Genomic DNA, 18,930 nt, shown 5'->3' on the forward strand with positions numbered 1-18,930 from the left:
TTTAATCGGACATTAAGAAATAAGACATATCCAGTATTAATTCGACAATAAAAAATCAATTAAGTCAAAAATTTAACTATTTGATAATTAATAAAAAAATGTTATTATTTGTTAGTTATATAAATAATAATAATGATTAAATAAAATAAAAAAATTAGGATTTCTATGAGATATGGCAGATAACTGAAGCCTTAGCCTGATATTTTATGTTTATGGTATATTTATTTATATTAATATATTTGTTGAAATGTATGTTTTAGTAAGCAGATTTGGGAGTAAACAGTTATATTTTATGAAGATGGAATTAGATTAAAATAATAATCAGGTAATTTAAATCTTTGATTTGTTGTAAATTGGTTTCAAAAGTATCTGCAGTATTTTTAATAACGTTATCGTTATACCCGTAGAACAACGTAACCGGTTACATATTATTTAGTAAATGCAGACGGCTGAAGATTTATAGTAAACTGATTGAGAAAATCATACTATTAATCACGATAAATCAAAATTTATTAATTACTGATGTTCATAATAAGAAATTAAATGGTGGAGTTTGCTCAATACAATTAATATGGGATGGCTGTGTATATTGCTTCTTAATGTATTGTAAGCTTATATTGTATTGCTAGCCTTGCAATAGTCAGTCCGGCACTCAATGTAGGCAACAGAATGTTGTGGCACAGGTTTTGGCTGAGTTGCTGGCTTTATATTTTCTTAATCTGTCACAATAGATAATTAATCTGGTCAGGAAATATATATGGCAGAAGTTATGGTATTGGTTGTAGAAGATGAAGCTGCAATTTCTACCCTGATTCAATTTACTCTCGAGCAGGCCGGCTTTGTTGTTCAATGTGTACCTAGTGTAGAAGCAGCACAGCCGTTATTGCAATCCAGGCTGGCTGACATGCTGCTAGTGGACTGGATGTTACCCGGACTTTCCGGTCTTGATTTTATTCGGCAGCTGCGGAATGATATTCGCAGCCGTGATTTACCCATTATTCTATTAACAGCACGAGGTGAAGAAACAGATAAAGAGCAGGGGCTGAATCTAGGTGCAGATGACTACATTACTAAACCTTTCTCACCACGAGAACTGATTGCGCGAATTAATGCACTTTTGCGCCGGCGTGCACCGCAAAAAACCAGTGTACCACTGCGTATTTATGGTCTGGAACTCGATCCGCAGGAGCAGCGTGTACAAGTAAACGGACAAACCATTCCCTTCGGCCCCAGTGAATTTAAGTTATTACATTTCTTTATGACACATCCGGATCGTATATACACCCGCAGCCAGCTTCTTGATCTTGTCTGGGGTGATCATGTGTTTGTTGAGGAGCGTACGGTAGATGTTCATATTCGCCGGTTAAGACGAGGACTTGAAACAGTGGGGCATGACCACCTTATACAAACAGTGCGTGGCAGCGGTTATCGCTTTTCACCATAGCCGGAAATACTTCTTAAATTTATCTTCTGTGAAATGATATGCTTCTGTCTGAACTGCGTCATCATTTATATTTAATACTGGCAACCCTGATAGTGGTTGTCGTAGCGTCATTGCTGGCTGGCGGCCTGCAATTCATGCTGATCAGCTTGTGCTGCCTGTTTTTTTTGTGGTTGGCGGGTTACTGGTATCATTTATTTAAACTGGTTCGGTGGCTGGAAAGACCGAAATTACGTAATGTGCCACAGGGGATCGGGATCTGGAACAATATTTTCAATACTTTGATGCTACAGGCACGTAGCCGTAAAAAGCGCAAACAGAAACTGGGTGTCGCCTTGTTACGCTTTAACCGCATTGCTGAAACCATACCAGAGGGCGTATTAATCCTCGGGCAGGATGGACATATTCAGTGGCTGAACCATCTGGCTGCAATACATCTGAATCTGGTTGCTGAACAAGACAATAACAGTATGCTAGCTGATCTGATTGAAAATAGTGATTTCCGGCGATTTTTGGATGAGCCAGTAACAGAGTCGTTGAATATAAAGCTTACACTTGAAAATATAAATAGCGGATTACCACGTGTATTAAATATTATCCGTACTCCGTTTGATGAACAGGCAACACTGATTATTACTCAGGATATTACTGCTGCCGAACAATTGAATGCTACCAGAACAGCATTTGTGGCCAATGTTTCACATGAACTGCGTACTCCTTTAACTGTAATCAATGGTTTTCTGGAAACTTTAACTGATATGCCGGATTTGCCGCAGGAACAGCGTCAGTCATTTATTGCACTGATGAGTAAAGAAGGAACCCGCATGAATCATCTTCTGGCAGATTTATTAACCTTATCACGACTGGAAAATCAGGTTACTGCATCTTTATGTAAACAGTCGTTGTGCCTGAGTATTCTGGTTGAGCAGGTGGTATATGAAGCTGAAATTTTGTCTGAAAATAAACATCGTTTTATCTGTGAAATAGCTGCAGATATCTGGGTAGAGGGAATTCAGCAGGATTTATATAATGCATTCAGTAATCTTCTGTTTAATGCTGTACGCTATACTCCGCAATATGGAACTATTACTATCCGGCTCTATATGGAACAGAATGTGCCGGATTGTAGTCAGCAAATTGTATTTCAAGTGAGCGATACGGGTCATGGTATCGCTGCGGAGCATATTCCTCATCTTACCGAACGCTTTTATCGTGTAGATTCAGGCCGCTCACGCGAGAGCGGTGGTACAGGTCTTGGGCTGGCCATTGCTAAACACGCTCTGGCAGAACATGGCGGTAAATTACAGATTGAAAGTATTACCGGGAAAGGCAGCACTTTTAGTGCCATATTACCGCAAATGAATAATAGCAAAGTACTTGACAGCAGCCGCACTCCTGCCTAAAATGCGCGCTCTTGGGTCGTTAGCTCAGTCGGTAGAGCAGCGGACTTTTAATCCGTTGGTCGAGCGTTCGAATCGCTCACGACCCACCATTTTTCCTCCATATTTTTCAATATTTTACGCATTTTATCTAGGGTTACTACTTCTTCATCTAAACAAGCACCTGTGACAAAACTGTGACATTCATTTTCCATGATATTGTCAATCTTTGATGCATGCTGAATTAAATGCTCTGGTGCCAAATGAGCATATCTTTGCACCATCTCTAAAGATTTCCAGCCCCCCATTTCTTTTAGTGCATACAATGAAACTCCATCTTGGACTAGCCAACTAGCCCATGTATGTCTTAAATCATGCCAGTTAAAGTCTTCATCAATGCCTGCATTAGCCACACCAATTCGCCATAGTTTGTAATTAAGAGATTTAACAGGTTTATGACGTGAATTTAAAAAAACGTATTCATCGTGTTTACCTAATTGTTTAACTAGAATTTTTATGGCAGTATCATTTAATGGTATCACTAACGGTTTATCTGATTTCATATCTTCAGGATAGTATTCGCATGTTCGTTTTAAAAAATCGATTTGCGACCATCTCAAATTAAAAATATTTCTCTGCCTTAAACCAGTAGCTAAATCATATTCAGCCATATCAGCCATATACGGAACCAAATTATTTAACAGTCGTTTGGCTTCCGCTGGCCTTAGCCATTTCATTCGGTGTTTAGGCTCCTTAAATAGTTTGAGTTTTGGTGCCTGCTCCAGCATATCCCAATCTTGAACACACGCATTTAAGATTGATCGAATCAAGGCTATATATCTATTTTTAGTACCATTGGTAATATCCTTTTGATTAATTATTGACATAATCATTTGTTTATCAATCAGATGTATATAAATTCCTCTCAACTCTTGCAGCTGTCGAAGTCGGCATATATCATCCTTTATACTTTTTTTAATCCCTTTTTTTTCCTTAATCCATCTTAGGGCTGCCTCATCCCATAGGTATTTTGGTTTTTCATCTAAATTTATTTGTCTCCATGTTTCATACTTCAATTTATCGTGTAACTCTTCTGCTAATTTTCTGTCTTTAGTCCTAGTACTTCCGCGAATTCGTTTACCGCTCTGTAATGTAATGCTGTAATACCAAACTCCGTTTTCTCGTTGATATAATGACATTTTTTTTCACTCTCTCGTTGGAGTGACGCTTGCAATTGCATATTTTCAATTTGATGCATGAAATCGTCAAGGTCACTTTCTTTTATTACATAGGCACGGCCAAATTTAACTGCACGTAAATAACCGTCTTTGATATATTTTCGAATAGTCAGTGGGTAACATTGACATATTTTTGCAACTTCATCAGCTGTGTAAGTTTTTAAGCCTGTAGGTTCCACAATATTTTTCTTAATAGATGATTTCAAAAACACGGTAATTAGACGTATCCATGAACCGTTTTAGTCGTTGTATACCTGTCTCTAGAATCAGATAATTATTTTTATCAACATAAAGAAACAGGCAATATTTTTTGCCTGCTTCGGTTGGACTAGGTAACAATCTAAAATGCGAAAATTCTTCCGGCGTATAAAAAACAGATATTTTTCTGTCTCAATAGTTTTAATATCATTAATCAGCATAATAAATAATCCAAGTTGTATTTATTAACGTCAGACATACCATTGATTCTATGAATTAAAAATTAAAACGACCTAGCTATCTATAACAGCTAAGTCGTTAAATTTTGAATCTATTGATTAGTTAAACAATAGAAAAATAGAAAAATAGAAAAAATACTACCAACAGCACAACAAAGAGCAAAAAAAATCGAGAGATAGAGAATAATAGTAATTTCTTTGTTGTTTGTAGAAATGTTACTGAAATTCCATTTTAGTCGCGCATACACGCAATTCTCAAGCTGGTTAACCTTTTCCTCGTTTTTTTCTAATATTTCTATAAGTAAAGCCCGCTGGTTCTCTTTAAACATCAGAAAAAAATAAATATTAAAAGCAATGACTAACTAATTAGTCAGGCCTTTTTTATCTTAAATTTCTATTATTCAAAATAAATATTATATTTACATAAAAAATGAAGTTCAAACCTTCATTCACGCATTCAATATTTTAAAAACATAAAAAAAAGCGTTTTTATTTTATTTATATTTTAAAAGCATATAAAATTTTAAAAAAATTCGTTTAAAAAATCATATAAAAAACATATTTTTGTATATTATGAGCAAATAACATTGTACATAAAGTGCAATTTAGATTGCACATGAAGTACACGCTATATACATATAACAACTACATAGACCACTTCAAATATTTAAACGCAGAGCTAGAATCTTTTTTATTTATTTTAAATAAAGCTATCTAATTGCTTTTATGACAAAGGTTACAACTCCTACAACTCCTACAATTTCCATATTATCTTGTGGACAAAAAATGTAGTTATTAAATTTGCCAATAGTGCTATCGAAATTGAAATAGGCTATTTCATTTACTAATTCATACCGTCTAATAGTAAATGCAGTACCGATATTCGCCATCACGATGTCTGAATTCCTGGCCTCTAATGATCTATCTATGATGAGAATATCACCTGTACTAATACCGGCATTTTTCATTGAATCGTTGCCACATCTGACCGCTATGGTTGCAGGCTGATTTTTAATTAAATAAGACGGAATATCAATCGATTAGCGTTGTTGATCTGTTTCGTATAAATCAATCATTTTTAATTACTTAAAATAAATCGTTTACATCATCTTTGCTTGCCCAGGAATGTAGCCGTGTTTTATTCGTTTCTTGTGTGTCTTCAGTTTGCGATATATCCGGGGACTTGGTATGACCTTTAATCGTGTTTACTTTTTAGGTTTAGCTTGTTCTAGATCGCTTTGTATAGTTTTTAAGTATTTACATACATTCGCTGGGCTTGTTCGTACACCGTTTAATTCAAGAAATCGAACTATGTCTATATTAGATACTTTTTCTTGTTTCAATTTAATAATATCTTTTTTGAATTGCTCAAGCTTAGAAACTCTTTTCTTAACAGTTTTCAAAAATTCTTCAGCTGTAATGCCCAGGATCAAATCTCCATAAAATTTACTAAAATAAACTAATATTAAATATAGCGAATACTATAATAAACTAAAATTGAATAAAAATATATTTAAATTGAATCAAATAATACTAAGATTGAATGAAATAATACTGAAATAAACTAAAATACACCAAGATACACCGAAATAAACCACAATAAATTAGAATAATCTTATTATTCATTCGAATCCGCGCGAAAAATTCCCCTCAAAAAAAGAACGCCCATTAATAATAACGACTTTTAAACTATATGCAGGATAGGCAACAACCGGTAAAGCGGGGTCGTTGCCAAATTCAGCTTACGCTGAAACGCCTACGGCTAAACAAAAAAGTCAGCTTGATTACTGGCTTTTTATTATTAGGAAATACTTGTTTGAACGTGGAACTAAACTAACTAAAATCGCAGTAGTATGATTAAGAAAGATGGTTAATTCTATCCAGTGCCGCTTTGGCTAGAAAATTGGAACGGTTGTCATGGGTTAATAAAACATGTCGGTCAACCTTTTCCAGAATATATTATGGACAGCTTACATTAAAGCGTTCTGGTTAAATGTTAGATGATCAATATTCATCTCAACACCAAACCATTGTGCTCCGGCATAATCCGAGTTATTAATAAGGTTATCCAAAGATATCTGCTCAATTACTGGCTCTTCACCATCTTCGAGAATACTTTCAAGATGAAATTGGATGGCTTCTTTGGTATTGGTAATGTTTGCTTCAGGGTGTCACCATATAAGAAGCAACCTGGTAAGACTGATACAGTTACACCATAACCAGTGTTGCCATCTTTCTAGATTGCAATATGATGCGTAAAATTTTTCTAATTAATTTTTAGATAACAATAAAATTACCAGATCAAATGATCTGATAGTTTTTTATAATTAACGCTAACGCTAACGCTAACGCTAACGCTAACGCTAACGCTAACGCTAACGCTAAAAATATAATCATTTAATTTAGTAACGTTGATATTATTCTTTAATTTATATTTATACTGACTGAAAATTGCTTATGCTCTTAAAGGAATAATTAATGACAAATACCAATCAACAAAGCATCATTGTCAATGAACATATTCATTTAGTGCCATCAGATCGACAATATTCATCTAAGTTATACAATATTATTAATATTAATCGTGATAATTTTAGTCAATTTATGGCTTGGCCTAAGTTTGTCAGTAATGAAGCAGACACATCAAATTTTTTAGATAATTGTTCAGTTGAACATCAAAAAGATATTACCAAAACTTATGTAATTTTACTGGATAATAACCCTGTCGGCTTATTATCTTTTAATCGAATAGATAAAAACAATAAGACTGCCTATATTGGTTATTGGCTTGATAGCCAAGCAGAAGGCAAAGGTGTTATGACGCAAGCAATCCAAGCACTCATTTACTACTATGCATCGCAAAAAATAATTAAACGATTTGTTATTAAATGCTCAGTGGATAATCCTAAAAGTAATGCGGTTGCTAAGCGATGCGGTTTTAGTTATGAAGGAACACTTAAACAGGCTGAATATTTAAATGGAATTTATCATGATCAAAATATTTATGGTTTAATTTCAATGTACCTTTAAAATAGTCACCAAATTATAACAAAATAATTACTCACTAACTTTATATTAAATATTTTATTACTGATTAAATTAAAGAAAGATCACACAAAAAACCGACTAATTGAAGTGACCTCATAAAGTTGGACACTTTTATTAAGCGGCTTGTAAGGCCTGATTTCGATATTCAACCGGAGTCAGACCTTTTAATTTGGCTTTAATCCGTTTGGTGTTGTAGTATTCTATATTCTTCTATTTTTTTTCAATCAATTCATCTGCATCTTGAAAGCGTTGTCCATGATACATTTCTGATTTTACTAGACCAAAAAAGTTTTCAGCTACCGCATTATCTAAACAAATTCCTTTTCTGGACATACTTTGTTTGATGCCATTATTAGCTAGTAGCTTCTGATAATGGCGATTTCTATATTGCCAGCCTTGATCACTATGTAGTAAGGGTTTTTCACACTGTTTTAATCGTAATATCCCTTTTTGAAGCATATCTGTCACCAAGGTCAAACGTGCATTTTTAGCCACTTTATAAGCTATTACTTCTAGATTATATAAATCGATAATGGGGAATAGGTAAATTTTCTGTTCATTTACCTTAAATTCTGTGACATCCGTTACCCATTTTTCATTCGGTCTCGATGATTAAAAATCTCTTTTAAGATAATTAGCTGCTGTTTTACCTGTCTCTCCACGATAAGAATGATATTTTTTAGGTCTTACTGTCGATTTGAGATTAAGCTGACCAATTAATCGTTGTACCGTTTTATGATTGAGCTTCATTCCTCCATTTATCAACGCTAAATGAATTTGGCGATAACCATAACGCCCTTTATGTTCATGGTAAATCGATTCAATACGTTTTAACTCATTTTCATAAGCAGACGGGGTTTTCAACTTATTAACATAATAATAAAAACACTTTTTGCCAGTTTTGTTGCTGATAGTAAATGTCTTAAGGAATACTGATATTTAAGAGCTAAAACAACTATAGAAATAATTGATACTTTCAGTTGATTTTTGAGACTAGCCTTATTAAAGACCAGCTTGTTTAAGAATATTCTTTACTGTTCCAAGCGATAAATCTTTCATGGGGTGGGAACGGTAACTCGGACTTTTTTTGTTAAATGCTTAAATTGGTGGTAGCTGCCTTTAACTGCGACTTCATACCACCCGTTTTCTTTAAGCATTTCAATAAGTTTTGAGCTATGCATATCTCCTTTCCTTGCTGTGTGTATTTTTAAACATCAAATGTAAAAAGTAAAAGATACTGTAACAAATAGGGTGATTTACAGTTGGTTTGAAAGTTGCTCAAATGCAGTTAGTGATATGAGAAAATTTATGGAGAGAATATTAAGAAAACAAATCGACTAACATAATGGTAGTTAAGAAAATAGTCGATTCGTTATTATTAATGAACTTTAGGATATACTAATAACTGAATTCATTAGTCAAAGTGAATGTTATATGAGTCTTACTTTATAATTGATTAAATTGTTCGTACTCTTTCTGTTTATAATATTGTCTGACTTCATTAAAGGTGACGTCGGGCTTAAATGATGTTTTTAATAACTCAGGTGAATGAATAATTATCTCAGATCCTTTACGTTTGATTTGTGCTGAATAAGTTAAATTAAATGGTTCTGGAAAATATTCAGTATATATATCGCAAATTGCAGGAGTATTATCGTAAGTAATAATCCACGGTTTTGTTAAGTGTTTTATGCTTTCGTACAGATGATAATGATCGTCATGCTCAAAAAAATTCTGATACAGTCCTTTACCTTTTACATAATATGGTGGATCAATGTTTACAAAAATCGGTTCATTGATGTTTTGAATATATTGCTGAATAAACAAAATTGCGTCTAGATTTGTTAAATGAATATCTTTTTTTCTAGAAGCTATCGCACTGATTTGTTTAATCAAGACAGTTCTATTAAATCGGCAATCAAGCTTATATTTTCCAGATTGTTTTAAACCGCCTATTACACCAGCATTTAAGATCCCTGACCGATTAGTGCGATTCAAAAATAAAGTGGCGAATCCAAGTTTTAAATAATCGTGATGTTTTTGTCGATATATTTCTCTTTGATGCAACCACTCATCAATATTAATTGGTGTTGTCAGAATAAGCTCACAAAGCTCATCCGTTCGATTAAGGACACTGTACCAAAAAGCATAAATGGCTTGATCCAAATCATTAATATAAACTTTTTGGGCGTGACCATTTAATAATAGATACCATGCAATAGCACAACCTCCGGCAAAAGGTTCAGCATAGTATGCCCCTTCAAGACCGTTTAGTTTGATTGTTTCAAGGACATAAGCTGTTAATTTTGATTTTCCACCCGGGTATCTTAAAGGAGATAAAAACATTAACTTTCTTTCTTTTTTTCTTTCATTTCCACTAAAACTTCAAATAAAGGTATGAGTATATCCCAAAAACTATTTAAAAATTCACGATTGATTTTATCAGTTGTGTTACCATGAATATATTTATTTAAGGTATCAATACTATAATCATTATTATAGTTGAGTATTTTTTGTAAAATTGACGTAGCTTTCTTGGATTCAAGATTTAACCCACTTAAATATTTGAGTTTTTCTGTTAACGTGATATCTTCGAAGTTTTTCTTTTTTTCTCTTTTCAAATCTAATTGTAATTGTCTGACAGATATGTAATTATCAACAGAAATATCTAAAAAGATTCGAATCCCTGCTGCTGATAAATGCAGATAAGATTTGGTTGGCAATTTCTTCAGTTCCTCAAATAAAGCATATAGTCTATGGTTATCTGTTGTAATTATATGTTTTTTATAAGCAAGATTTCTACGTTGAACATTTCCAGTTCGTACCTGATTATCCCCATCAGTTGGTTTTTCGGTGTCGCCACCAGTTGGTTTTTCGGTATTCCCACCAGTTGGTTTTTCGGTGTCGCCACCAGTTGGTTTTTCGGTGTCGCCACCAGTTGGTTTTTCGGTGTCGCCACCAGTTGGTTTTTCGGTATCTCTACCAGTTAGTTTTACGGTATCCCCACCAGTTGGTTTTCCGGTACCACTTTCCTGAAGAGGTTTCACTTTAGGTAAAAATTCTAAAATTTTTTGCAAGTAATCGTCTACTGTACGTGTATTAACGATAAACCCTAAACTTTCATTTTTATTAATCATTAATTTTAAAAGATGTGCATATGCAATATAAAAGCTATTAATGTCGCCATTAATTTTAAATTTGTAATCATCAAAATTTATGTACCAAGCTTTCTTAACTTCAGAATGATTAAACCACCGTTCTAATGTTGATATTTTAATTTTTGTTCCATATAACACTTCATTTTTTTCATCTGATGTTAAATGACAAGTAACTTTTTCATCCTTTTTTAGTTCAATAATATGATTAGCATATATAGCACCTTTAATTGTACTTTGGTCAAAACCTGTTAGTTTTTCTAGCTCATTTGGATCATGATGGTATTGATTATATATATTAACTATAAAACGATGCTGTTGAGCTCTATCCCAAGAAACTAAGCCATTATTTGTTGATGTATGCCGTTTCGTTACATACCAGATTGCATCTTCAAAAGAAGGTGCTAAGAAAACATTTATTTTTTCAATTTCGTCCTTGTTAATTGATTCTGACAAATTGGTCACAGTTTCCCGGATGTTAATGGGCGAGTTTGCTGGATTAAGTAATAGTTTTAGCGCCATAACTCGTCTATTACCTTCTGCCACAGTAAATCCTGCTTCATTATTTTGCCAAATAATTATAGGATCTAAACCTATAAATCCATTTTTAGCAATGGAAGTTATTAAATTGATAAATTTTTCTTTGCCATTATTATCTTTAATCAGTTCTTCTACACAATCTCTGAGAGTTTCTAATTTCCTAGATGGGTTAAATCGTGGATTGGTATCCCAAAGTTGCAAATCATCTACTGATTTATATTCATGTTTTTCATACCACTTTTGATTTATTATTGTCATGCCCAGCTCCTCAAATCTAGCTGTTTAAAACTCAAGCATTCAAGCCTTTTAATTGTTTGAGCTTAAAAAAGTGTAAAAGGTTACAAATTAATAAAAATTAATATAAAAAAATATAAACAATTATTATATATCTTTTATATATTTTACTAAAATAATAAATTGAGTAAGTTAGATATTTAGCAATAAATGATCAGAATAATATGTAAGCATTTTGATTAATATTTACATATTGATTTGTTAACGTTCAAGATCATTTCGCTCAATATTATGAATTTGCTTTTGATTCAAATCTTTTATAGTTTTATCATATCTTTCTTGAGTCTGAGTAGTAAAACCAGTCTTAGTTACATCTGTAGCAAATTTACTTAGCAGCCTGGCTTCGGTTTTGTGTCCACATTTGTATAGCTCTCTGGCTAGCTTGGCATATTCGCTGACGATTTCCGAACGTGTTGCAACTGCTTCTTTCAGGAAGATATGTGCCGGTCTGTTACCGGTTTTAATAGCTTCAATTAATTTTTTAGCCTGTTCTTTGTGAACATTGCCTGCATAACCACGTTTTTGCATGGAACGCAGTACAAAATTTTCTCCTTTCCTGGTTACTCCTCTGTGCTGGCGACGAGTAGCTGCGCAAGGTACGCCTTGTTTGCGCATCTTTTCAGCAAATCGAAGCCGCCATTCGAACAGATCATTTTTACGGGGATTAAGTCTTTGGCCAAACTCATCACGTATCAGTACACACAGGTGTACATGTGGGTGAGCCGGTGCATCAGGGCGTTCACTGTCTGTATGCAACGCAAATGCGTATTGGTGGCCTTAAACTGTTCAGCGGCAAATTCCCTTGCTGCATTCTTTACGGCCTCTGGTGGCGTTCCTGCGGACATAGAAAGCACAATATTAATTGCTTCCCGCTTTTTACTATGTTCCGGTATTCCTAGTTTCTGCCAGTCATTGATCTGGCCATATACTTCTTTTTTGCCTTGGAGTTTCTCACCATCCTGATTTTCTATATCTATTTCACCATTCCGGCTTATGTAATTGAGATGGCCGCGAATTCCTTTCAATCCGGTACTTGTATTACTTTTGCGCTTGGAAATTTTAACCATTACTTCAGGTTGCTTAAGAGCCGCAGCACGCAAATTGGCCAGACCATAGCCAGCTTTTAGCGATGGCGTAGGTTTCTTTTTGAATAAAGAAAAACCGACAGAATCTTTCGTTCTGACGGCGCGGGTTTTGTATAACCAATCGTCTATGGATCTGCTCATTCAAATTTTCTCCTACTTGCCTGGATTACTTCACTTACACTTTCTGTGTGTTTCTCAATGAGTGTACGAAGTTTCTGAATTTCATCTGTGGTGATTCCGCCTGATTCACCAATGTTCAGCTGACGAGCTATCTGATTAAGATTGCGCCCGATGCGTAACAGCTGGTAATTGGACTGATACAGTGCCTGCATTTCATTATTTGACAGGGTAGGGTGTCCGGTAATGTAGTGATTGATAATATCCACAACAAAGGCATTAGATGTCATTAAATGTTGTCCAGATACTGCGTTTAAATATTCAAGCTGGTCATTGTTTATTTGTATTTCCAGTCTTTTTTTATTTCGTTGGCTGTCTGCATTGCTGTAGTTATTTACACTATCCTTTGGCTCAAGATTTAGCTGCTCTAATAATAAAGTTTTGGCCAGTTTTGAAATACTAGGCTTACCGGCATTTATCTAGGGTTACTATTTTTTTCTCTCTAAATTATCAGTTGTGACAAAACTGTGATACTTCTATGTCATGATATTGTCAATCTTTTATGCATGTTGAATTAAATGCTCTAATACCAAATGAGCATATCTTTGCCTCCATTTCTAAAGATTTCCATTCGAAAGTCATATATAAAACGCTATCTTTAACTAGTCTGGTAGCCCATGTATGTCCTGAATCATACCGATTGAATTCTTACTTAAAACCTCTGCAGGTGAGGTATTACTGATTTCAGTGCGACCAGTAATAGTATTTACATTTCTAGATCCGAGCTGTGCAAACTCATTTTGTATTTTTTAGGTAATAATCAAAATTCGCTAAACTTGTTTGTAGACCGCTTAATTCCAGAAACCAGACTATGTCTATGTTAGATATTTTAGCCTGCATCAATTTAATAATGTTATCTTAGAACTGCTCAAATTTAGAAGATTTTTTCTTGATAATTTTTATAACTCTTCAGTTGAAATACCTATAATCTAATTCTTACAAGCCAAGTGCAGGAGAGAAAGCGACAATTATTAATAAACCAAAGGAATAGAAAATGAATAAGATTAAATGGATAACTCAGGCGATAGCGCAGCCTTGTGAAGTACAAAAAAGTTTATTTCCTGATTTTGTGAATGTTGCGGACGAGCTGGCTGTTGAGTGGGAAATGGCTTTAGATGAATTAAACGATCCTTTGGTCGCATCTTCTTTCACGTCTGAGCAAAAATTGGCAATTAAACAGTTAGATGATAATATGTTATCTATAAGTGGAGCACCTAACATCCAATACTGGAAAAACGATGCGCTTTGTCAATGTGCTGAGTGGCAGAATATGAGAGAAATGGCTATGGCAATATTACTCATCATGGGATGGGAAATTACCGTACCGGCAAAACCTGTTGCTCTATATATTAATCACAGTTAAATATAAGATCCTAGCCTGTTGTATACCGGTATGCGCCTAATACACTCTCTTGGATTGCCCGTGGGGATTGAGCGTAGGTTGTAGCGCAGAACAATTAGCCAATAATAGGGCTAATGGGAAAAAGATGAAGCATAGGTTTTAGATAAACTAAGTAAAAAAGATAATATTATAGTTATAGGTACTCAAGTTCATGTAAAAACTCCGGGTCTAGGTAGAGGGCAAAGGATTGATATTCTTATTTGAGATTTACATACAGGGAAAATAAAAGCTATTGAGGTTAAATATAATGGTGCTACTAAATGTAATGATGGAACTTCAACTAAGGCAGGAAAAGGGGCTTGTTCGCGACACGGTGGAATAGCACGATAGAAATTTAAGCAATAGTGTGAGAATAATATTTTTAAAGTAGTATTTTGCACTTAAAAATATTTAATTTTAAAAAGGGACATTGCCGTTTTTATACAATTATTTTGGTTGCACAGGCAACCAAAATAATTAGTAAAAGTATAAAGAGATTTAAATTCTGATAAGTTTAATTAAAAGTACATTTGAAGCTGATTTAATGTAGATTCATTTTTAACATTAACTACCAGCTAAATAAATATCATTTTTTATTTTTAGCGTTCAATATCAGAAACTTCAGATGTTAATTTGCTGATAATTCTGGATCCTGTTCTATATTTATTTTCATACAATTTTCTGTTTATTTTGGCATATAGTAATTAAAAAGTTGATTTTTATGATTCTGAGTCATCCCATTTCTGCAGCAGTTCCAATGGTATAGTGTTAACTACTTCGGAAAATCGTTTGCCGACCATGCGTTCAGCCTGACGTAGCAGCGGAATGGTTGGACTACTTGGTTCATGAGCTTCAAACCAGTTACGGATGTCTTCAATACGTTGAAGTGCATCAAAGCGGTCGGTAATCGCAGCCGGCAAAAACTTCTCTGACTCATTTATTATTGTTTCTTCCGGAGAAGAAAGAGTCATTTCTGCAGTTTCAGTGATTGATGTTTCACTGGAAACTATTAGTGTATCTGCTTGTATATTGTTTTCGTCAATAGTTTCGCGTTTTGGTGCAGCCCGGGTTTCATTATCCTGTAATATTTTCAGTAATTTTTTTAGCGGATTTAAATCTGGTGCTGTATTTTTCAGAATTTCATCAGCCCAGGTTTGCAGCTTATCAAGGATCGGTATAGTTTCATCCAGTGCTGTCAGAGCCTGACTGGCACGTAAACGTAAATCCACCAGCTGTCGCCGAACCGAATCAGGTGCCAGTGCATCAGCAGGGCGCGGTATTGATAAAGATCGTTCTACGTCCCTGATTTGCAGCCGCAGTGCTGAATTGCTCGATAAAGTAATACTGCGGATATCAGCCATTACTCCTTCCGGATCGATGAGTGCCGCCAGAGCATTGCTGCGTACCAGAGCCGCATCTTCTTCATCACCTGTTTCATCAGATTCAATCTGCGGATAGATATCTTGCGGATAAGTACTACAGGCTGATTCCAGTAACTCTAACCCATCGCGCAATCCTGTAGCACCATTAAGCTGGATTTTGCTGCGAAGCAAGATAATGTAAATCCGGATGTCTTTGGTACGCAGTAGCAATCTCAATGCATCACGTTCGATTTCATTCCAGTTTACGCCTTCCGGTTTGTTGACGAAATCACCGTATTGCGCTTCTGGCTGTTCAGTAGAATTAGAGAGTAATAGCAGAAATTCCGGATCGTATTCAAGGTTGCTGCCACAGGGCTGCTCATCAGACACAGGCGCAAGAAGATCGGCATATTTTGGATTTGTTTTTGATTTTTTGTTACTCATTATTTCCTCACAACTTTCTGATGCCGGCATATTGTTCAGGTTGATAGGTCATGCCGGTAACCGGAAGATCGTCTATTGATTGTCCCAGCCATGTTGTCCAGCCCAGACGCTGGTCAGCCCCAATTTGTGCCGGTGGGGCTGAACGCGGATTAAGCTGGAGTTGAATTTCCCATTCATACTCATAACCGACAAAAGCCCTGACCCACTCGATTAGCCTCGGTAAATCACGCCCGTTAGGTAAAAAATGTAAGTAGTTGTCCAGATTTAAGGGACCAATTGTTAGGCGAAATTTATGCTGGCGATCCGGTACCATTTGTCCTACCAGAGCACCTTCACCCATAACAGATGCCGGTCCGGGAATTCCTAGACGGGTACGCTCTTCATCAGCAACCGGGATCCAGTGTAATACGTATTCCTGAAGATTAAACGGGACGCCAAAATAATATGCTAATGTTGAGGTAATACCATCCGGATTACGTGCTTCACGTACCAGATGTGCCCCGGCTGCCAGTCTGGGATGAGAGGGAAGCGGGCTGTCAGTAATTTCATCAAGGCTTTGTCCGCTCAGGCTGGCAATATAAAATGAGAAATCCTCTGCATCGCCTCTGTCCAGCCCACCACCGGCTGATTGCGCACTTTGCCAAGCATTGTAAAATTGTGTCAGATAACGATGATGAAACAGATCTGTAAAATCAACTAATGTTGTGTCACGATTACTGTCCCGCCGACTCAGGGCAGTTTCGGTATAGTGCATCGGTAACGGACCGTTTGCTCCCCATAAACCGAGTCCGTATAGCCGTATTCGAAAATTTCCTTCTGAAGTTAGGGATGCATCAGCAATTTCGCGAGGCGCGAATACTAGAGAAGGTGATTGCCCAAGCCGAAATGGCTCCTGCTGAGGAAGTGCGGCATGTCCTATTGGCATTTTTAGCTGAGACTGTGCCCCAAATCGACGCATGAGACTCAGATATCCGTAACGCCATGGTGTTTCACTTGCCCTGTTAAGAGTCTCATGCCAAGTGCTATCGGATGTATTTACCGGTTCAGCTGGCTGATTCATCAGATGGCACCCCTTCCGCCCATACGTACTGGCCAAAGTGCAATTTGTCCGCGCTGAATGCTATGTAATGCAGTTTGTGTAAAAGTATTAATAGCGACATGACGCGACAAATAATGCTCTAGAATGAGACCGAACAAATAAGGACTAACACCGGAAAATCCATCTTCATCAATGGTTAGTTCACATTTAATACCACGTCCGTAAACTAAAGGACCTGCTCCTGGTAAACGTCGGGTAACCGGTTCCGTTTTTGCACCGATCAGGCTTTGTATCTGGCGTAATTGTGGACTGTCATGTGTCGGTACGAACAGCCGTAACATATCCCTTAATGCCTGCCCTCCCGGGCGGTGAGCCATATCTGATAATGGCAGATAATTGAAGGATAATTGCCGGATCAGACGCCAGGCAATTTCTCGTTCTGCAAAAGGTGCGCGTGGCGGGCGTGGTGGCCGAATCAGACCGATACTTTCTACTGGTACTGAATCATCAATAGACAAGTCGTCAATGCCATTACGGGGAACCAGAGTGGCCAGATCACGATTGGTAAGTAAAGCTGTAGCTGACAGGTATCGCAAATATTCCGGATAAGGCGCATCATTTTGGTCAACTAGAGACAGAAAAATTTCAGTGCCGATATAATTAGTGCGTGTACCGTATTTGCGTGCATTATTGGACAGTTTGCGTTGTTCCCTGCGCAATGAAAAATAGCGGCCATAATTACCTTCATCATTATTAAGAGTATGATAAAGCGGGCGGAACGTTAGCTCTTCTGTCGTTTTGGCTCTTAATCCGTGTACGGTTTCGATGGTATAAAATTCATAATCAAGTGGTCGCGAGCGATCGGGTACCAGATGTAGTTCGGTACGTGTTGTATCTAGCTCAATACGATCGGTACGTTTACGGAACAGATTAATTAACGGTGTGCAGAACAGAGCAAACTGATCTGCGGTTGTTTGATTGATCAGCCAGCTATCAGGAATGCGGTTGAGTAAAATAACAATCTCAGCTTTATTACCGTTGATTTTACGTAAACCTGTGGCCAGACCTGTAGGTGTAAAAAAGTAAAATCTTTCCGGACAGCTGAAATATTCATGCAGCAGATTATGCCCGTGGAAAACATCCCAGGTAAGGGGGAGTAAACCCTGACCCGGTTCTAAACCCTCATGTACGACCGCATCACGTATATTAATATCCAGTGAACCGGTAAATTGTCCGGGCTGACCAGCTATAGTTGCAACAGCACTGGTGTGCAGCAATTCAAAAAGATGTGAAGCAATTCTTTCTTCTCCACACAGATAAATAGGCAGCCGATCCAGTCCTTGAATCTGATTAAAATTGATTTCACCAAAAGTATGCAGAGTTAGGCGTAAGGCTCCGGCAACTTTGGTATGTGCCGGTAAATAACGATTTAGTAAAGGCATATCAGGTGGTGCAGCCGTTAATCGCGCCTCAGTAATCTGTATTGGCCATAGAGTAACCTCCTGACTATTGCGGAATTCACAGACGGTATTCTCTCCAACTGGAATGCCGGCACGGAAAGATGAGTGTCTGGGTACCTTGAATCCATTTATGAAATCACCTTCCGTATGGCTCGGATGTAGTTGTGCTACGGCCATGGACGGTGTTGGTGTTACATAATTCGGATAAATGACTTCCAGAAGACGCTGTGTAAACCGGGGAAATTCCGCATCAATTTTTAACTGGGTACGGGCAGTCAGAAAACAGAAGGCTTCGATCATCCTTTCTACATAAGGATCAGCGATATCTATACCCTGCATACCCAGCCGTTTGGCAATTTTGGGGTGCTGGCGTGAAAATTCAGCTGCCATTTCACGCATGTAGGTAAGTTCTTTATTGTAGTAATCGAGTAATAATGGATCCATGATTGTC

Annotated in this window: 18 protein-coding genes, 1 tRNA gene and 1 pseudogene; 5 read left to right on the forward strand and 15 right to left on the reverse strand. The window is 36.5% G+C overall.

The features are described 5' to 3' along the window. The first annotated feature begins 757 nt into the window (after positions 1 to 757). The 3 genes from phoB to SALWKB2_RS00455 all read left to right on the forward strand — a co-directional run bounded on the left by phoB (position 758) and on the right by SALWKB2_RS00455 (position 2,933). Positions 758 to 1,444, forward strand: coding sequence for a phosphate regulon transcriptional regulator PhoB (gene phoB, locus SALWKB2_RS00445; RefSeq protein ID WP_025329739.1), 687 nt, complete (start codon positions 758 to 760; stop codon positions 1,442 to 1,444). Between the two features lie 38 nt (positions 1,445 to 1,482). Beyond that, positions 1,483 to 2,844: a phosphate regulon sensor histidine kinase PhoR gene (gene phoR / locus SALWKB2_RS00450; protein WP_038648572.1), complete on the forward strand. Its 1,362-nt coding sequence runs from the start codon at positions 1,483 to 1,485 to the stop codon at positions 2,842 to 2,844. Between the two features lie 13 nt (positions 2,845 to 2,857). Further along, positions 2,858 to 2,933, forward strand: a tRNA-Lys gene (locus tag SALWKB2_RS00455). On the opposite strand, the gene SALWKB2_RS12665 is transcribed toward SALWKB2_RS00455, so the two are convergent. The 4 genes from SALWKB2_RS12665 to SALWKB2_RS12675 form a co-directional block, all read right to left on the reverse strand. After that, entirely contained in the window at positions 2,892 to 4,019 is a 1,128-nt protein-coding gene (locus tag SALWKB2_RS12665; protein WP_080690475.1) for a tyrosine-type recombinase/integrase, read from the reverse strand. The genes SALWKB2_RS00455 and SALWKB2_RS12665 overlap by 42 nt on opposite strands. Then, positions 3,917 to 4,237 carry a helix-turn-helix domain-containing protein gene (locus SALWKB2_RS00460; RefSeq protein WP_038648574.1) on the reverse strand — a complete coding sequence of 107 codons (321 nt, stop codon included), beginning with the start codon at positions 4,235 to 4,237 and terminating at the stop codon, positions 3,917 to 3,919. The genes SALWKB2_RS12665 and SALWKB2_RS00460 overlap by 103 nt, the downstream gene beginning before the upstream one ends. A gap of 968 nt (positions 4,238 to 5,205) precedes the next feature. Further along, the gene (locus SALWKB2_RS00465) at positions 5,206 to 5,532 is read right to left on the reverse strand and encodes a LexA family protein (RefSeq protein ID WP_306216487.1); all 327 of its coding nucleotides are present in this window, start codon (positions 5,530 to 5,532) and stop codon (positions 5,206 to 5,208) included. Between the two features lie 933 nt (positions 5,533 to 6,465). Continuing rightward, the gene (locus SALWKB2_RS12675) at positions 6,466 to 6,651 is read right to left on the reverse strand and encodes a type II toxin-antitoxin system HicB family antitoxin (RefSeq protein WP_080690416.1); all 186 of its coding nucleotides are present in this window, start codon (positions 6,649 to 6,651) and stop codon (positions 6,466 to 6,468) included. A gap of 322 nt (positions 6,652 to 6,973) precedes the next feature. Between SALWKB2_RS12675 and rimL the strand changes: the two genes are divergently transcribed. Next, positions 6,974 to 7,525 carry a 50S ribosomal protein L7/L12-serine acetyltransferase gene (gene rimL / locus SALWKB2_RS00480; protein ID WP_025329745.1) on the forward strand — a complete coding sequence of 184 codons (552 nt, stop codon included), beginning with the start codon at positions 6,974 to 6,976 and terminating at the stop codon, positions 7,523 to 7,525. Positions 7,526 to 7,657: 132 nt separating this feature from the next. Here the strand turns inward: rimL and SALWKB2_RS12100 are convergent. The 8 genes and pseudogenes from SALWKB2_RS12100 to mobC all read right to left on the reverse strand — a co-directional run. Further along, a pseudogene (locus SALWKB2_RS12100) lies at positions 7,658 to 8,140 on the reverse strand (IS3 family transposase); the annotation flags it as partial. Positions 8,141 to 8,155: 15 nt separating this feature from the next. Further along, a complete protein-coding gene (locus tag SALWKB2_RS12105; protein WP_157784996.1) occupies positions 8,156 to 8,407 on the reverse strand; it encodes an IS3 family transposase in 252 nt (83 codons plus the stop codon). 191 nt (positions 8,408 to 8,598) lie between these two features. Then, complete coding sequence (locus SALWKB2_RS12425; RefSeq protein ID WP_306216284.1) at positions 8,599 to 8,724, reverse strand: type II toxin-antitoxin system HicA family toxin; 126 nt, start codon at positions 8,722 to 8,724, stop codon at positions 8,599 to 8,601. Positions 8,725 to 8,989: 265 nt separating this feature from the next. Then, positions 8,990 to 9,889 (reverse strand): DNA adenine methylase, encoded by a 900-nt coding sequence (locus SALWKB2_RS00490; RefSeq protein WP_025329746.1) that lies wholly within the window; start codon positions 9,887 to 9,889, stop codon positions 8,990 to 8,992. Continuing rightward, a complete protein-coding gene (locus SALWKB2_RS00495) occupies positions 9,889 to 11,496 on the reverse strand; it encodes a ParB N-terminal domain-containing protein (protein WP_025329747.1) in 1,608 nt (535 codons plus the stop codon). The genes SALWKB2_RS00490 and SALWKB2_RS00495 overlap by 1 nt, the downstream gene beginning before the upstream one ends. 237 nt (positions 11,497 to 11,733) lie before the next feature. Beyond that, positions 11,734 to 12,288, reverse strand: a complete 555-nt coding sequence (locus tag SALWKB2_RS12325) for a hypothetical protein (RefSeq protein ID WP_180297659.1) — start codon at positions 12,286 to 12,288, stop codon at positions 11,734 to 11,736. Then, positions 12,225 to 12,758, reverse strand: a complete 534-nt coding sequence (locus SALWKB2_RS12330) for a hypothetical protein (protein WP_180297658.1) — start codon at positions 12,756 to 12,758, stop codon at positions 12,225 to 12,227. Before SALWKB2_RS12330 ends, SALWKB2_RS12325 begins: the two co-directional genes overlap by 64 nt. After that, positions 12,755 to 13,024, reverse strand: coding sequence for a plasmid mobilization relaxosome protein MobC (gene mobC, locus SALWKB2_RS00505; RefSeq protein ID WP_025329748.1), 270 nt, complete (start codon positions 13,022 to 13,024; stop codon positions 12,755 to 12,757). The genes SALWKB2_RS12330 and mobC overlap by 4 nt, the downstream gene beginning before the upstream one ends. A gap of 764 nt (positions 13,025 to 13,788) precedes the next feature. Here mobC and SALWKB2_RS00510 point away from each other — a divergent pair. Continuing rightward, entirely contained in the window at positions 13,789 to 14,157 is a 369-nt protein-coding gene (locus SALWKB2_RS00510; protein WP_025329749.1) for a hypothetical protein, read from the forward strand. Positions 14,158 to 14,894: 737 nt separating this feature from the next. Here SALWKB2_RS00510 and SALWKB2_RS00515 read toward each other — a convergent pair. The 3 genes from SALWKB2_RS00515 to tssF are packed head-to-tail and all read right to left on the reverse strand — an operon-like array spanning position 14,895 to position 18,923. Then, positions 14,895 to 15,980 (reverse strand): type VI secretion system protein TssA, encoded by a 1,086-nt coding sequence (locus tag SALWKB2_RS00515; protein WP_051506526.1) that lies wholly within the window; start codon positions 15,978 to 15,980, stop codon positions 14,895 to 14,897. Positions 15,981 to 15,987: 7 nt separating this feature from the next. Further along, positions 15,988 to 17,040: a type VI secretion system baseplate subunit TssG gene (gene tssG / locus SALWKB2_RS00520; RefSeq protein WP_025329751.1), complete on the reverse strand. Its 1,053-nt coding sequence runs from the start codon at positions 17,038 to 17,040 to the stop codon at positions 15,988 to 15,990. After that, on the reverse strand, positions 17,040 to 18,923 hold the full coding sequence (gene tssF, locus SALWKB2_RS00525; protein ID WP_025329752.1) for a type VI secretion system baseplate subunit TssF: 1,884 nt from the start codon (positions 18,921 to 18,923) through the stop codon (positions 17,040 to 17,042). The genes tssG and tssF overlap by 1 nt, the downstream gene beginning before the upstream one ends. Positions 18,924 to 18,930: the final 7 nt, after the last annotated feature.

This window comes from Snodgrassella alvi wkB2 (genome assembly GCF_000600005.1).
Taxonomy (GTDB): domain Bacteria; phylum Pseudomonadota; class Gammaproteobacteria; order Burkholderiales; family Neisseriaceae; genus Snodgrassella; species Snodgrassella alvi.

What these genes read in the sequence shown, in the direction of transcription:
- SALWKB2_RS00515 (WP_051506526.1), bottom strand. Translation starts at nt 15,980, where the DNA reads ATGAGTAACAAAAAATCAAAAACAAATCCAAAATATGCCGATCTTCTT.
- SALWKB2_RS00495 (WP_025329747.1), bottom strand. Translation starts at nt 11,496, where the DNA reads ATGACAATAATAAATCAAAAGTGGTATGAAAAACATGAATATAAATCA.
- mobC (WP_025329748.1), bottom strand. Translation starts at nt 13,024, where the DNA reads ATGACATCTAATGCCTTTGTTGTGGATATTATCAATCACTACATTACC.
- tssF (WP_025329752.1), bottom strand. Translation starts at nt 18,923, where the DNA reads ATGGATCCATTATTACTCGATTACTACAATAAAGAACTTACCTACATG.
- SALWKB2_RS12330 (WP_180297658.1), bottom strand. Translation starts at nt 12,758, where the DNA reads ATGAGCAGATCCATAGACGATTGGTTATACAAAACCCGCGCCGTCAGA.
- SALWKB2_RS12665 (WP_080690475.1), bottom strand. Translation starts at nt 4,019, where the DNA reads ATGTCATTATATCAACGAGAAAACGGAGTTTGGTATTACAGCATTACA.
- phoB (WP_025329739.1), top strand. Translation starts at nt 758, where the DNA reads ATGGCAGAAGTTATGGTATTGGTTGTAGAAGATGAAGCTGCAATTTCT.
- SALWKB2_RS00510 (WP_025329749.1), top strand. Translation starts at nt 13,789, where the DNA reads ATGAATAAGATTAAATGGATAACTCAGGCGATAGCGCAGCCTTGTGAA.
- SALWKB2_RS12425 (WP_306216284.1), bottom strand. Translation starts at nt 8,724, where the DNA reads ATGCATAGCTCAAAACTTATTGAAATGCTTAAAGAAAACGGGTGGTAT.
- rimL (WP_025329745.1), top strand. Translation starts at nt 6,974, where the DNA reads ATGACAAATACCAATCAACAAAGCATCATTGTCAATGAACATATTCAT.
- tssG (WP_025329751.1), bottom strand. Translation starts at nt 17,040, where the DNA reads ATGAATCAGCCAGCTGAACCGGTAAATACATCCGATAGCACTTGGCAT.
- phoR (WP_038648572.1), top strand. Translation starts at nt 1,483, where the DNA reads ATGCTTCTGTCTGAACTGCGTCATCATTTATATTTAATACTGGCAACC.
- SALWKB2_RS00490 (WP_025329746.1), bottom strand. Translation starts at nt 9,889, where the DNA reads ATGTTTTTATCTCCTTTAAGATACCCGGGTGGAAAATCAAAATTAACA.